This window comes from Streptomyces sp. Je 1-332, from assembly GCF_040730185.1.
GTDB lineage: Bacteria > Actinomycetota > Actinomycetes > Streptomycetales > Streptomycetaceae > Streptomyces.
This window is the reverse complement of the sequence record NZ_CP160402.1, coordinates 7,337,919-7,352,202: the sequence shown is the minus strand read 5'-3', so window position 1 is coordinate 7,352,202 and position 14,284 is coordinate 7,337,919. Positions and strand designations below refer to the sequence as shown.

11 protein-coding genes are annotated in these 14,284 nt (G+C 70.1%); 3 read left to right on the top strand and 8 right to left on the bottom strand.

The window, feature by feature from the left end; all coding sequences use genetic code 11:
* Positions 1 to 2: 2 nt before the first annotated feature.
* Genes ABXJ52_RS33035 through ABXJ52_RS33015 form a run of 5 tightly spaced genes read right to left on the bottom strand, consistent with a single transcriptional unit; the run spans position 3 to position 5,909 of the window.
* The gene (locus ABXJ52_RS33035) at positions 3 to 794 is read right to left on the bottom strand and encodes an SDR family oxidoreductase (RefSeq protein ID WP_367047153.1); all 792 of its coding nucleotides are present in this window, start codon (positions 792 to 794) and stop codon (positions 3 to 5) included.
* A complete protein-coding gene (locus ABXJ52_RS33030; protein ID WP_367047151.1) occupies positions 791 to 2,131 on the bottom strand; it encodes an L-fuconate dehydratase in 1,341 nt (446 codons plus the stop codon). Before ABXJ52_RS33030 ends, ABXJ52_RS33035 begins: the two co-directional genes overlap by 4 nt.
* A 49-nt stretch (positions 2,132 to 2,180) precedes the next feature.
* Positions 2,181 to 3,218, bottom strand: a complete 1,038-nt coding sequence (locus ABXJ52_RS33025; protein WP_367047149.1) for an ABC transporter permease — start codon at positions 3,216 to 3,218, stop codon at positions 2,181 to 2,183.
* A complete protein-coding gene (locus ABXJ52_RS33020; RefSeq protein WP_367047147.1) occupies positions 3,211 to 4,815 on the bottom strand; it encodes a sugar ABC transporter ATP-binding protein in 1,605 nt (534 codons plus the stop codon). Before ABXJ52_RS33020 ends, ABXJ52_RS33025 begins: the two co-directional genes overlap by 8 nt.
* An 8-nt stretch (positions 4,816 to 4,823) precedes the next feature.
* Positions 4,824 to 5,909, bottom strand: a complete 1,086-nt coding sequence (locus ABXJ52_RS33015; protein WP_367047145.1) for a sugar ABC transporter substrate-binding protein — start codon at positions 5,907 to 5,909, stop codon at positions 4,824 to 4,826.
* Positions 5,910 to 6,087: 178 nt separating this feature from the next.
* Between ABXJ52_RS33015 and ABXJ52_RS33010 the strand changes: the two genes are divergently transcribed.
* From ABXJ52_RS33010 to ABXJ52_RS33000, 3 genes are all read left to right on the top strand, one after another.
* Entirely contained in the window at positions 6,088 to 6,789 is a 702-nt protein-coding gene (locus ABXJ52_RS33010) for a FadR/GntR family transcriptional regulator (RefSeq protein WP_367047143.1), read from the top strand.
* Between the two features lie 98 nt (positions 6,790 to 6,887).
* Entirely contained in the window at positions 6,888 to 7,559 is a 672-nt protein-coding gene (locus ABXJ52_RS33005; RefSeq protein ID WP_367047141.1) for a HEAT repeat domain-containing protein, read from the top strand.
* Between the two features lie 65 nt (positions 7,560 to 7,624).
* Positions 7,625 to 8,629 carry a HEAT repeat domain-containing protein gene (locus ABXJ52_RS33000; protein WP_367047139.1) on the top strand — a complete coding sequence of 335 codons (1,005 nt, stop codon included), beginning with the start codon at positions 7,625 to 7,627 and terminating at the stop codon, positions 8,627 to 8,629.
* A 116-nt stretch (positions 8,630 to 8,745) separates the two neighbouring features.
* On the opposite strand, the gene ABXJ52_RS32995 is transcribed toward ABXJ52_RS33000, so the two are convergent.
* The 3 genes from ABXJ52_RS32995 to ABXJ52_RS32985 form a co-directional block, all read right to left on the bottom strand.
* Entirely contained in the window at positions 8,746 to 11,775 is a 3,030-nt protein-coding gene (locus ABXJ52_RS32995) for a glycoside hydrolase family 38 C-terminal domain-containing protein (RefSeq protein ID WP_367047137.1), read from the bottom strand.
* Positions 11,776 to 11,986: 211 nt separating this feature from the next.
* Positions 11,987 to 13,237: a glycosyl hydrolase gene (locus ABXJ52_RS32990; RefSeq protein WP_367047135.1), complete on the bottom strand. Its 1,251-nt coding sequence runs from the start codon at positions 13,235 to 13,237 to the stop codon at positions 11,987 to 11,989.
* 99 nt (positions 13,238 to 13,336) lie between these two features.
* Positions 13,337 to 14,158 carry a carbohydrate ABC transporter permease gene (locus ABXJ52_RS32985; RefSeq protein WP_367049444.1) on the bottom strand — a complete coding sequence of 274 codons (822 nt, stop codon included), beginning with the start codon at positions 14,156 to 14,158 and terminating at the stop codon, positions 13,337 to 13,339.
* Between the last annotated feature and the right edge of the window lie 126 nt (positions 14,159 to 14,284).

Here is a 14,284-nt window from a genome sequence, read left to right as displayed (position 1 = left end):
GCTCACCGGGCCGCCGGGCGCAGGCGCAGGCCCTGCATGCCGCCGTCGACGGCGAGCGCCGTGCCGGTGGTCGCTCCGGAGAGCGGGCTCGCCAAGTAGGCGATGGCGCCCGCGACTTCGTCCGCGCTCACCAGACGGCCGGTCGGCTGCCGGGCTTCGAGCGCGGCACGCTCGGCCACGGGATCGGGCGCTGCGTCCAGGAGACGGCCGACCCAGGGGGTGTCGACGGTGCCGGGGTTGACGCAGTTGACGCGCACCCCTTCGCGTACGTGGTCCGCGGCCATGGCGAGGGTCAGGGAGAGCACCGCGCCCTTGGACGCCGAGTACAGGGCACGCTGCGGGAGGCCCGCGGTGGCGGCGATCGAGCAGGTGTTGACGATCGCCGCGTGGCGGGAGGCCCGCAGGTGCGGCAGGGCGGCGCGGGTGGTGCGCACGATCCCGAGGACGTTCACGTCGAGCACCTTGTGCCACTGGTCGTCGTCGTTGTCCTCGACGGTGCCCTGGGCGCCGATGCCCGCGTTGTTGACCAGGACGTCCAGTCCGCCGAGGCCGGCCACCGCGGCGGCGACGGCTTCGCGCACCGAGGCGTCGTCCGCGACGTCGGCGCGGTGGCCGGTGAGAGGCTTCTTTACGGTGCTGGGATCGAGGTCGAGCACGGCGACCTGGGCCCCGCGCGCGGCGAGCAGCTCGGCAGTGGCCCGTCCGATACCGGAGGCTCCGCCGGTGACCAGGGCCTTCAGCCCCTCGAAGTCCTTCGCGTCCCTGGCGTCCCTGACGTCCTTGGCATCCGTCATGCGGCTGCTCCTTTGCCCTGAGCGAGGTCGGCGGCCCAGAAGGCGCCGTCCGGGTAGGTGAACTCGGCGAGCGACTCGGCCCGCATGGTGGCCGAGAAGCCAGGCGCGGTGGGCGCCAGGTAGTGGCCGTCGCGCAGCACGACCGGGTCGATGAAGTGGGCGTGGAGATGGTCGACGTACTCGATGACGCGGTTCTCGGTGGTGCCGGACAGCGCCACGTAGTCGAACATCGACAGGTGCTGGACGAGTTCGCACAGGCCGACGCCGCCGGCGTGCGGGCAGACTGGGACGCCGAACTTGGCGGCGAGCAGCAGGATCGCGAGGTTCTCGTTGACGCCGCCGACGCGTGCCGCGTCGATCTGGAGCACGTCGATGGCGCCCGCCTGGAGGAGCTGCTTGAAGACGATGCGGTTCTGTACGTGCTCGCCGGTGGCGACCTTGACCGGGGCGACCGCCTTGCGGATCGCCGCGTGTCCGAGGACGTCGTCGGGGCTCGTGGGCTCCTCGACCCAGTACGGGTCGAACTCCGCGAGGGCGCGCGTCCATTCGACGGCCTCGCCGATGTTCCAGCGCTGGTTGGCGTCGATCGCCATCCGGATGCCGGGGCCGATCGCCTCGCGGGCGGTACGGCAGCGGCGTACGTCGTCCGCCAGGTCCGCGCCGACCTTCAGCTTGATCTGGGTGAAGCCGTCGGCGACGGCCTGCCGGGCGAGACGGGTCAGCTTCTCGTCGCTGTAGCCGAGCCAGCCCGGCGACGTCGTGTAGCCGGGGTAGCCGCGCTCTCTCAGCAGGACCGCACGCTCGGCGGCGCCGCTTCTGCGCAACTGCAGTAGCGCCAAAGCCTCTTGAGGGGTCAGGGCGTCGGCGATGTAGCGGAAGTCGATCTGGGAGACGAGCCACTGGGGATCGGCGTCCGCGAGAAGCCGCCACAGCGGCTTGCCCGCCCGCTTGGCCGCCAGGTCCCACAGGGCGTTGACGACGGCGCCGATGGCCATGTGCATCACGCCCTTCTCCGGGCCGAGCCAGCGCAGCTGACTGTCCCCGACCAGGTCGCGGTTCAACGTCCCCGGATCGGCGCAGAGTTCCTCGACGGACCTGCCGAGCACGTGGTGGCGCAGCGACTCGATCGCGGCGACCTGTACGTCGTTGCCGCGCCCGATGGTGAAGGTGAAGCCATGCCCCTCCAGGCCGTCGTCCGCGTCGGTGCGCAGGATGACATAAGCGGCGGAGTAGTCGGGGTCCGGGTTCATCGCGTCGGATCCGTCCAGCTCCCGTGAGGTGGGGAACCGTACGTCGTGGGTGTCAACCGCGGTGATGCGGGCGGAAGTCGGGGACACAGGAGGCCTTTCCGGAAAGGGGCAAGGAGACGGGGAACCCGGAGCGGGGTCAGTCCTGTGCGCGGCCGGTGGTGACGCGCGCGATCATCAGGGCGACCAAGATGATTCCGCCGTAGATGGCCTGGATCCAGAAGGACGGCACCTGGGCGAGAGTGAGCAGGTTCTGTACGACACCGAGCAGCAGGACGCCGGTGAGGGCGCCGAACATGGTGCCCTTGCCGCCGTCGAGGCTGATCCCTCCGATGACCGCGGCGGCGAACACGGTGAAGATCATGTTCTGGCCCTGATTGGCGTTGATCGCGCCGACGTATCCGGTCTGCATGAGTCCGCCGACGGCGGCGAGGCACCCGGCGACGATGAACACGCCGAGCATCACGCGCTCGACGCGGATACCGGCGGCGCGTGCCGCGTCGGCGTTGCCGCCGATCGCGTACAGCGAGCGCCCCACGCGGTGGTACTTGAGGACGAAGCCCGCGACGCCGAAGGAGACGGCGGCCAGCCACACCGAGAGCGGGATGGTCAGGAACGTCGTGGTGGCGAGGGTGTAGAAGGCGTCGGGCATGCCGAAGAGCGTCTTGCCCTCGGTCGCGCCGACGAGCAGTCCGCGCAGCACGATCAGCATGGCAAGCGTGACGATGAAGGCGTTGAGCTTGAGCTTCACCACGAGGATGCCGTTGAAGGCGCCGATGGCCGCGCCGACGAGCAGGATGGCGAGGAGTGACACCGCGGCGGGCAGCTCGGTGCCGAATCCGGCCTGGGCGGCGGGCAGTACGAGCAGGGCGCCGACGGCGGGCGCGATGCCGACGACCGATTCGAGGGAGAGGTCGAACTTGCCGGTGATGAGGACGAGTGACTCGGCGAGCACGACCATCGCGAGGGCGGCGGAGGCGCCGAGGATCGAGATGAGGTTGCGCTCCGTCAGGAAGGAGTCGTTGAGCAGGGCTCCCAGGACCATGAGGAGCAACAGAGCTGGCACCAGGGCGAGTTCGCGTGCGCGGCGTAGGAGGATGCCCTTCGCTGCGCGGCTTTCGGCGGTGCTTTTCCTTGCGGGGGCAGCCTGTGCGGCCGGGGCCTTGGTGTCAGCCACTGTGGTCTCCTTGGTTTTCGGCTGCGGGCCCGTTGTGGCCGGCCGCGCAGTTCCCCGCGCCCCTGCCGGGGCCCGTCGTGCCCACACCCTCGATCGACGCGATCATGTCGTGGTCGGTGAAGCCCGCCTCGTGCTCGGCGACGATACGGCCGTGGAAGAGGACCAGGACGCGGTCGCAGCGCCGCAGGTCGTCCAGCTCGTCGGAGACGACGAGGACGGCGGTGCCGTCCTCGCGTGCGTGGTCCATCCGGGCCAGCAGTGACTCCTTGGACTTCACGTCCACGCCCGCCGTGGGGTTGATGAGGACGAGGAGTCGCGGGTCGGAGGCGAGGGCGCGCGCCATGACGACCTTCTGGGCATTCCCGCCGGAGAGGTCCGACACCGGCTGGTCGGGTCCCTCGGCGTGGATGTCCAGGCGGTCGATGAGCTCCTCGGCGAAACCGCGTCTGCGTTCGGTGCGGACGAAGCCGTACTTCCCGAGCCGGTCGAGGACGGTCATCGTGGCGTTGTCGCCGATCGTCATCCCGAAGACCAGGCCCTGGTCGTGCCGGTCGCGCGGGACGCAGCCGACGCCGGCCCGCAGCGTGGCGGTGACGTCACCGAACGGCAGGCGTTTGCCGTCCAGTTGGGCGCTGCCGCCGGTCGGCATGTGCAGTCCCGCGATGGTCTCCGCGAGGTTGATCTTGCCGCTGCCGCTCGATCCGGCGAGGCCGACGACCTCTCCCTTGCGGACGGTCAGGTCGATGCCCGCGTACGACTCGCTGGTCAGGTCCTTGACGTCGAGGATCACCGGGGCGTCGGAGGGGACCTCGGTCCGGGCCACGGACTCCTCCGCGGCCTCCTTCTCCCGCAGGGCCTCGCCCGCCATCGCCTCGACCAGCTCGGCCCGCGGCAGATCGGCCACGGGCGCGGTGGTGATCCAACGGGCGTCGCGCAGGACCGTGACGGTCTGGCACACCTCGTACACCTCCTGGAGGTGGTGCGAGATGAAGAGGAAGGTGACGCCGGACTCCTGGAGTGCCCGCATGCGGGTGAAGAGCCGCTCGATCTCACGGTTGTCGAGCTGCGCGGTGGGCTCGTCCAGGACGATGAAGCGCGCCCCGAAGCTGAGCGCCCGCGCGATCTCGACCATCTGCCGGTCCTCGACCTTGAGGTCGGCGGTTCGCGCGTCCGGGTCGACCCGTACGTCCCAGGTGTCGAGCACCTCGGCCGCCTGGGCGCGCAGCTTGCGCCAGCTGATGAAGCCGCCGCGCCCTTCGGGCTGCCGGTTGATGAAGAGGTTCTCGGCGACGGTCAGATCCGGGACGACGGTCGGCTTCTGGTAGACGCAGGCCACCTTGCGGCGCCAGGCGTCGCGGTCGGTGAGCGGCGGTGCGGGCTCGCCGTCGAAGAGGACGGTGCCGGCGTCCGGTGCCTGGAGCCCGGTGAGGATGGTGACGAGGGTGGACTTGCCCGCGCCGTTACGGCCGACGAGGGCGTGGGACTCACCGGGCAGGACGGTCAGTTGTCCGTCCCGCAGGGCGACGGTGGGTCCGTACCGCTTGACTATGCCGGTCGCTTCGACGAGCGCCGGACCGTGTGACGGGGGCTTGGTCATCGGCGTCCTCATTTGACCGTGTTGCCCCACAGCTTGGAGTCGTCGACGTTCTCCTTGGTGACGAGCGGCGCGGGCAGCTGGTCCTCGAGGATGCCGCTGGGCAGCTTCACGATGGTCGAGTCGTGGTCGGTCCTGCCGGGCTTGAACTTCTTCCCGTTCATCGCGGCCTTGATGTAGTACATCCCGTACTTGGCGTACGCGTCGGCGGGCTGCGAGACGGTGGCGTCGATCTGGCCCTTGCGGATGGCGTCGAACTCCTGCGGGATGCCGTCGTTCGAGATGACGGTGATGTGCCCCTTCTCGCCCGCCTTCTTCAGCATTCCCTTGGACTTCAGGGTCTGCAGGGTGGGCGCGAGATAGACGCCGCCCGCCTGCAGGTAGATGCCCTTGATGTCGGGGTTGGAGTTGAGGAGCGTGTCCAGCTTCGACGCGGCCGTGTCGGACTCCCACTTGGCGGGGATCTCCAGGACCTTGAGCTTGGGGTACTTCTTCTTCACGCAGGTGCGGAACGCCTCGGAGCGCTCACGGCCGTTGACGGAGGCGAGGTCTCCCATGATCTGGACGACCTTGCCGGTCTTGACCTGCTCGCCGAGGTAGTCGCAGGCCTTCTCGCCGTACGCGACGTTGTTGGCCCGCACCACCATCGCGACCTTGCCCTTCTCGGGCGCGACGTCGACGGCGACCACGGGCACGCCCTTGCGCTCGGCCTGGTCGAGGCCCGCGGAGATGGCAGCGCTGTCGAGGGGGGCGACGACGAGCCCCTTGATGCCCTGGTTGAGCTGGTTGTTGATGTCGGTGATCTGCTGCGAGGGGTCGCTGTTGGAGTTGACGGTCTTCATCGCGTCGACGTCCTCGGACTTCGCCATCTTCGGCACGTAGTCGTTGTACGACTGCCAGAACGGCGAGGTCAGCAGGGGCAGGATCACCCCGACCTTGCCCTCGCCGCCGCCTGCGCCGCCCGCGGGCGCCGCGCTGTCCTTCGTACTGCCGCACGCCGTGAGCACGAGGGACGCGCAGGCCGCCGCGGCGGCGATCCGCGCCGTCCGCGAAATCCCCGCCCTGCTGGACCTGTTGCGCACTGTTCTGCCGGCCATCTGACGGCTCCTCATCGAGGGTGGATCGGAAGTCCTAGCGACTGCTGGGCGAATATTTATCAGACCACTTGGCGCTCACAACACCCCTCGGCGTCAAGTTTTCCCGCATTCAGGCCGTAGTGGTCCGACCACATCTCTGATTAGACTGCGGCGCACCCGTCCAGTGGAGGAGCGTTACGTGGACCAGACCGCCCCGCAGAAGGGCACCGTGACCGGGCGGGCCATCGAGCAGATCAAGGCGATGATCGGCGAGGGCCGTCTCGAACCGGGCCAACGGCTCCCCACAGAAAGGGACTTGGCCACCCAGCTGGGCATCTCGCGCAGCTCCATGCGGGAGGCGATCCGCGCCCTCACGGTGATGGGGGTCCTTGAGGCCCGGCACGGCTCGGGTATCTACGTCACCCAGTTGGAGGCCGGGGACCTCCTGGAGACCTTCGGCGTCGTGGCGGACCTCTCCCGAGGACCACGGCTGGTGGAACTCCTCGAGGTACGCCGGGTGCTCGAGTCCACTGCGACGGCGCTGGCGGCAGCACGCATCTCGGCCGACCAACTGGCGGACGTCGAGAAGCACTTGGAGGCGATGAACGCCACGGACGACCCGGAGGAGATCCTCTCCCACGATCTCGCCTTCCACCGCGCGATCGCCTTCGCGGCGGGCAACGACACGATGGCGGCGATCCTGGAGGGCCTGTCATCGCGCACGTTCCGCGCCCGGGTGTGGCGCGGCTACCAGGAAGAGGGCGCCTTCGAGCGCACCCGCCGGGAGCATGCGCGCATCCACCGGGCCCTGGTGGCCAGGGACCCGGAGGCGGCGAGGGCCGCGGCGGCGGCGCACGTGGGAGAGGTGGAGGAGTGGCTGCGGACGCAGCTGGACGAATAGGCCCGGGGCGACCAGGCCTGGTCCCGGGGGGCGGACTGTAACCCGTTGACCTTGACACGGTGACAAGGTCTTCACTGGCGACCAGGAGGTGGTCACCAGTGACGATCACGAGACAGGACACGGACGCGACCCGAGCACTCCAGGGGCTGGAGGACGGCAACGCGTCCGTACGGCTGCGGGCCGCTCTCGCCGTCGGCACGGCGCCCGACCCGCGGTTCGTCGAGAAGCTCGTCGAACGCTGCGCCGTCGAGCCCGAGTTCTTCGTCCGCGACATGCTGACCTGGGCCCTCACCCGCCACCCGGTGGACGTGACGCTCCCCGCGCTGCTCCGCGAAGTCCGCTCGCAGCGGGCGCAGGCACGGAGCCAGGCGTTGCACACGCTGTCCAAGATCGGCGACCGGCAGGCGTGGCCGGCCCTCACGCGGGCACTCCTGTCCGACGCCGACGAGGAGGTGGCGCGAAGCGCCTGGCGGACCGCGGTCGTACTCGTACCGGAAGGCGAGGAGCCCGCGCTGGCCACAGTCCTCGCGACACAGCTCGGGCGTGGTGAGCGGGAGACCCAGCTGAGTCTCAGCCGGGCTCTGGTCGCGCTGGGGGAAGTGATCGTGCCGGCGCTGCGTTCCGCGACGACGGGCCCCGACCCACGTGTGCGGACGCACGCGATCGCCACGGAGCGGCTGCTGCGAGACCCGGACGCCGGATTCGAGTTCGCGATCGATGAGGCGAAACGCGTCGTGGCGCTGGGCGGCTCCGGCCAGGAGGGACAGTGAAAAGAGAGACGCTGCCACGAGGGTGACTGACGGGAGGCGGAGACTGACAAGAGGGACAATGAAGCGTGTTGATCGGTGAGGTGGCGCGGAGGTCCGGGGTCAGCGCCCGCATGCTCCGGCATTACGAGTCGCTCGGCCTGGTGCGGCCTTCGGGACGTACCGGCTCCGGCTACCGGGAGTATGCCGGGGAGGACATCCGGCGGATCTTCCATGTCGAGAGCCTGCGGTCGCTCGGTCTGTCGCTCCGTGAGATCGGGCGCGCGCTCGACGATCCCGGCTTCACGCCCTCGGCGCTCGTCGGTGACCTCATCCTGCAGACGCGCGAGCGCATCGCGGCCGAGACGGAGTTGCTCACGCGGCTGCGCCGGATCGATGCCGCGGACCCCTCAGGCTGGGAGGACGTCCTCCAGGTGGTCGCGCTCCTCCAGGCTCTGGGCTCGAAGAGCGCCGACACGCGTCAGCGTGCGGCCCTCTCCTCGGGCGACGAGGTTCCGGTACCGGTGGAGGCCCTGGTCGAGGCGGCCCTGAGCGAGACGGAGCCGAACGTCGCCGGGGCCCTTCGGTGGGCGCTTGCCCGGTCGGGCGACGGCGGCCCGGGACTCCTGGCGCAGGGCCTCGACTCACCAGCGGCCGCGGTACGGGAACGCGCCGTTCAGGCCCTCGCGGAGCTGTCCGGTGACGAGGCCACGGCGCGGCTGCGGGATGCTCTCGCGAACCCCGACATCGTGGTCCGGGGCCATGCGGCTCTGGCACTCGGGGCCCGAGGAGCGGCCGAGGTGATCCCAACGCTCGTCGACATGATCGTGGCGGGCAGGAACGACACGGACGCGGCCGACGCGCTGAGTGTGCTGGCGAGCGACGCCGCGAGCGCGGACCGGATCGCGACCAGGCTCGTCGACCGCCTCACCCACGCCACCACCGAAGCACCCGCCCGCGGACGCCTGACCCAGGCACTGGCAGGCATCCCCGGGCCCAGGGCGTCAGCCGCGCTCACCGACCTCACCCAGGACGCGGACCGCGCCGTAGCGCTGACAGCTACGTACCTGCTGCGGCTACGGGGCGAAGAGTGACGGCCCGCTTGGCCCCGGGGCCCCTGCGCCCCCAGGCGTCCACCGCAGTCACGTGCCGCAGTGTGTGACGCCTGGTCAGGTACGGGGACCCCGGAGGCCTCAGCGGGGCAGCGCCGTCACGCTCGCGTCAGCCGCAGTGTCATCAGCTCGAACGGACGCAGCGTCAGGGTGACGCCATCGGCGGCGTGTTCCGGTGCCGCGGTGTCCGCGAGGGGGCGCTCCAACAGGTCCGTCACACTCACGGAACCGACCGGGAAGCCCGCGGCCAGCGTCGCCTTCGCGCGACCGCCCCGCGACTCGTGGAAGCGGACGACCACGTCGCCGCTGCCGTCGTCGGCGAGCTTGACCGCCGTGACGACGACGGCGTCGTTGTCGACCGTCACCAGCGGCGACACCTCCGCACCGCCGCCCGCGACCTGCCGCTCGGGCAGGTTGATCCGGTAGCCCTCACGCACCGCGTCGCCGATCCCCGCGCCCGGGGCAAGCGCGTGCCGGAACCGGTGGACGCCCTGGTCCGTCTCGGGGTCGGGGAAGCGCGGGGCGCGCAGCAGCGACGCGCGCACCGTCGTGGTCGTACCGGAGTCCGAGGCACGCACCGTGCGGGTCACGTCGTGGCCGTACGTCGAGTCGGTGACCAGGGCGACGCCCCAGCCCGGCTCCTCCACGTGCACGAAGCGGTGGTTGCACGCCTCGAACTTGGCGGCCTCCCAGCTCGTGTTGGTGTGCGTGGCCCGGTAGAAGTGGCCGAACTGCGTCTCCGACGCGTACCGCTCCGCGTGGATGTCCAGCGGGAACGCCAGCTTCAGGAACTTCTCCGTCTCGTGCCAGTCGACCTCCGTGTCGATGTCCAGGCGCGAGGAGCCGGGCGCCAGAGTCAGGACCTGGGTCAGGCGTGAGGCGCCGAAGCTTCGTACGACACGGACCGAGGCGCCGTCCTGCGCGGGTTCGACCGCTTCCGCCTCCGTGAGGTCGGTGACCGTGTTGCGGTAGAACTCGTCGACGTCCCACGCGTCCCACATGTTCGGGAAGTCGGCGTGGATCTGCGGCAGGTTCGCCGCCTGACCGGGTGCGACGGTCTCCCGGTCGGCCACGATGTCGTACGCCGACACGACGAGGCCGCGCGCGTCGATCTCGACCCGCAACAGGCCGTTGTCCAGGACGAATCCGCCGTCGGCGCGTGAGGCCATCGCCGACTGGCCGTCGATCGCGGCCAGTCGGGCGCCACCGGCAGGGACCCCGTGCCGGGTGTGCGGGGTGGAGTTGAAGACGAGAGTGCCCGACCCCCCGCCCTCCCCCGCGAGCGCCCGCTGAGCCGCGTCGATGATGCCGTTGAGCTCCTCGGTGACCTTGGCGTACGTCGCACGCGCCTCCCTGTGCACCCAGGCGATGGACGAACCGGGCAGGATGTCGTGGAACTGGTGGAGCAGCACCGTCTTCCAGATGCGGTCCAGATCCTCGTAGGGGTACGAGAATTCCGGCGAGCGGACGGCCGCCGTCGCCGCCCACAGCTCGGCCTCCCTCAGCAGGTGCTCGCTGCGGCGGTTGCCCTGCTTGGTGCCCGCCTGGCTGGTGAGCGTGGCGCGGTGGAGTTCCAGGTACAACTCTCCCACCCAGACCGGGGCGTTGGGGTACTCGGCCTCGGCCTTCTCGAAGAACGCGGCGGGGGTCTCCCACTCGACGGTCGCCGAGCCCTCCAGGTCGCGGAGCCGTCCCGCCTTCGCGATCATCTCGCGGGTCGTGCCGCCGCCACCGTCGCCCCAGCCCGTCGGAGCGAGCGAGTGCCGGGCGACTCCCTTGTCCTTGAAGTTCTTCGCCGCGTGGGCGATCTCGCTGCCCTTCATCGAGCAGTTGTAGGTGTCGACGGGCGGGAAGTGCGTGAAGATGCGGGTGCCGTCGATGCCTTCCCAGTTGAAGGTGTGGTGCGGGAAGCGGTTGGTCTGCGACCAGGAGATCTTCTGCGTGAGCAGCCACTTCGAACCGGCCGCCTTGATGATCTGCGGCAGGCCGGCGGCGAAGCCGAAGGTGTCGGGAAGCCACGCCTCGTCGTTCTCGACGCCGAACTCGTCGAGGAAGAACCGCTTGCCGTGCACGAACTGACGGACCATCGCCTCCGAGCCCGGCATGTTCGTGTCGGACTCGACCCACATGCCGCCCGCGGGCACGAACCGCCCGTCGGCAACCGCCTTCTTGACCTTCGCCCACACCTCGGGCCGGTGCTCCTTGACCCACGCCCACTGCTGCGCCTGCGACATGGCGAAGACGAAGTCCGGCTCGTCCTCGATGAGCGCTGTCATGTTCGACGTCGTACGCGCGACCTTGCGCACCGTCTCCCTGAGCGGCCACAGCCACGCGGAGTCGATGTGCGCGTGGCCGACCGCGCTGATGCGGTGGGCCGAGGGCTCGGCGGGGGTGGTGAGGACGCCTTCGAGTTCGGCGCGGGCGGCGGGTGCGCTGCCGTTGACGTCCTGGAGGTCGACGGCGTCCAGGGCGCGGCCGATGGCGCGCACGATCGCGTACCGCCGACCGGAGTCCTCGGGAAGCTCCTGCATGAGCTCGCCGAGCACTTCGAGGTCGATGACGAGCTGCCACACGGTCTCGTCGAAGACGGCGAGGTCCATGCGGGCCAGCTTGTACTGGGGCTCGCTCCCGGCCGTCTCCTTGTCGCCGAGCTGGGTCGGCAGGAAGGGGTGGTAGTCGAGGATGACGGGGTTGGAGGCGGCCTCGATGTGCAGGTGGACGTCTTCGCCGCCGGTCGCCGGGGCTGCGATCCGTACCCACTGGTTGCGGGGGTTGAGGCCCTTCACCGGGGTGCCGTCGGGGCGGTAGACCAGGCCCTCGCACTGGAAACCGGGCATGTTCTCGTCGAAGCCGAGGTCGAGGATGGCCTCGACGGTCTTTCCTGCCCACTCCGTGGGCACGGTGCCGGTCACCTGGAACCAGCTGGTGGCCCAGGGGGCACCCCACCGCGCGCCGACCTCGGTCGGCTCGGGGTGCGCCGCGAGGCCCTCTTCCACGGGCACGGGTTCGCCGGGGGCGGTCCATACGGCGACGTCCAGGGGGACGGATTCGGGGTAGACGGCGGGGCGGATGCGTTCGTCGAGGACGCGCTTGAGGCGGGCCTCTATGAGGGTGCGGTCGTCGTGCATGTTCTCTCCGAGGGTTGGAACGGGTGGACTCGGCCGGGAGCTTTGCGTGCCGTCGTCACCGGCTCCGCCGAGTTCGTCCTCAAACGCCGGACGGGCTGATTTTTCAGCCCCTCCGGCGATTGAGGAGCGGGGTCTGGGGCGGAGCCCCAGGCAGGCCCGGGGCGCAGGCACGGTTTTCGGGAAGGGGCGGGGTTGGGGATGGATCTTGCTTCTAACCGACCTCCCCTGGCCGCACGACCTCCGTGATGCCCCGCGCAGCCAAGTGCGCCGCGTCCCCCACCCGGCTCGCCAGGACCGTCGTAGGCCGGACTCCATCCGCGACGAGGCCCATGAAGGCGTCGAACACCGCACCGCCGGGCCCGCACGCGGACCGCCGTGAGGCGGCATCGTCCACGACCACCGCGGTCGTGCGAACGGCAGGCGCATACCCCCGCCCCCGCCACTCCTTCGCGAGCCGCGCCAGCACCTCACCCCCCGGCTTGACCTGCCCCTCATTGGTCAACAGGCCCAGGCTGTACTCCAGTTCAGGGAAGTCCGCCAGCGACCGCGACACATCGTGCGAGCACCACCACGTCACGCCCCACACATCCGCACAGTCGAGCGCCGCCTCCACCGTCGCCTCGGTGAAGGCAGCCGCGTGTTCCGCGGGGATGAGAGGGGCCGGCGCGCCCACCTCCTGGAGCCACACGGGACGGTGCGGATCGTCCGCCCACGCCTTGGACAGCTCGATCATGTACGCCGCGTGGTGTGCGGTGGCGACCCCGCCCCGCCCGTGCCGCTGGGCCGTGCCGTTGAACACCCAGGAGTGCACGGCGGTCGCCCCGCCAAGGCGCGCGGCCTGGGCCGGGGTGAAGGGCTGGTCGTCCTGGTACCAGGCGGCGTCGTACTCGGCGTGCAGGTGCAGCTTCCCCGGAGCGCCCTCCTCGCAGGCTGCGAGGACACGTCGCAGCCACTCCCCCGCCTGGTCCTGCGTGATGCGGTCCGGATCGGGATGCGGGCCGGCCGAGAACTGGTTGACCTCGTTGCCGATGGTCATGCCGATGAAGTTCGGCCGGTCGGCGAGCGCGGCGGCGAGCGTCCGCAGGTACGTGGCCTCGCCCTCCACCACATCGGGGTCGGTGAAGATGTTCCGCCGGTGCCATGTCTGCGTCCAGGCGGGCAGGAAGTCGAAACTCGACAGGTGCCCCTGCAGTCCGTCGACGTTGACGTCGAGCCCGCGCTCGGCGGCGGCGTCCGCGAGAGCGACGAGCTGCTCCACGGCGCGCGGCCGGATCAGGGTGCGGTTGGGCTGGAAGTACGGCCAGATCGGGAAGACCCGGATGTGGTCGAGGCCGAGTCCGGCGATCGCGTCGAGGTCGGCGCGCACGGCGTCGATGTCGAAGTCGAGCCAGTGGTGGAACCACCCCTTGCTCGGGGTGTAGTTCGCGCCGAAGCGCGGCGCGACCGACGGCGTGGAGGGCATGGAAGGCACGGAAAGCATGCGGGTCCCGGTTCTCGGAAGTCTCGGAAGTGTGGGGCTGTATTGCGTGCGGGAGCGAGCGAGCGAGCGTGGCGGCGGGCTTCAGCCCTTGACCGCTCCCTCGCCCACGCCGCGGAAGAAGTACCGCTGGAGGCAGGCGAAGAGCACGATCAGCGGCAGCACGGCGATGACCGTGCCCGCGGCGACGAGCCGTTCGTCGTTGGCGAAGGTGCCGTGCAGGTAGTTCAGGCCGATGGTCAGGGTGAACCGGTCGGGGTCGCTCAGCACGATCAGCGGCCACAGGAAGTCGTCCCAGGCGCCCATGAACGCGAAGATCGCCACCACGGCGAGCGTGCCCTTGACCGCGGGCAGGGCGATGCGCAGGAATCGCTGCCAGACGTTCGCGCCGTCGACGTACGCGGCTTCCTCGATCTCGTACGGCAGGTTCAGGAAGGCGTTGCGCATCAGCAGGACGTTGAGCGCGGAGACGCAGCCGGGCAGCAGCACACCGATGAGGGTGTTGTTCAGGCCGAGCTCCCGCATGGTCGTGAACTGGGCGATGATGATGCCTTCCACGGGCACCAGCATGGCGAGGATGAACACGATCGTGGCCGCTCTGCGGCCCCGGTAGCGCAGGCGCGCCAGGGCGTAGCCGGCGAGCGTGGCGCCCACGCAGTTGGTCACGACGTTGGCGGCCGCCACCTTCAGGGAGTTGAGCGCGTAGTCCCAGACGGGGATGGTGTCGGCGACGCGCTCGTAGTTGTGGAAGGTCGGACTGCTCGGCAGGAACTCGGGCGGGGAGCTGAAGATGTTCTCGTGCGGTCCCTTCAGGGACGTGGACAGCTGCCACAGGAACGGCCCGATCATCAACGCCAGTACGGCGAGCAGGAGTACGTAGCGCAGGACGATCTCCCACACCGGCATCCGGCGGCCGTTCTCGTCCGTGAAGCGGCGGCCGTGCCTCCGGGCGCGGGCCTTGCGAGCCTTGCCGGCCTTCGACTGCGCCTGCCCCGCCTTGCCCGACTTGCCCGTCTGCTCGCTCTTGTGCGT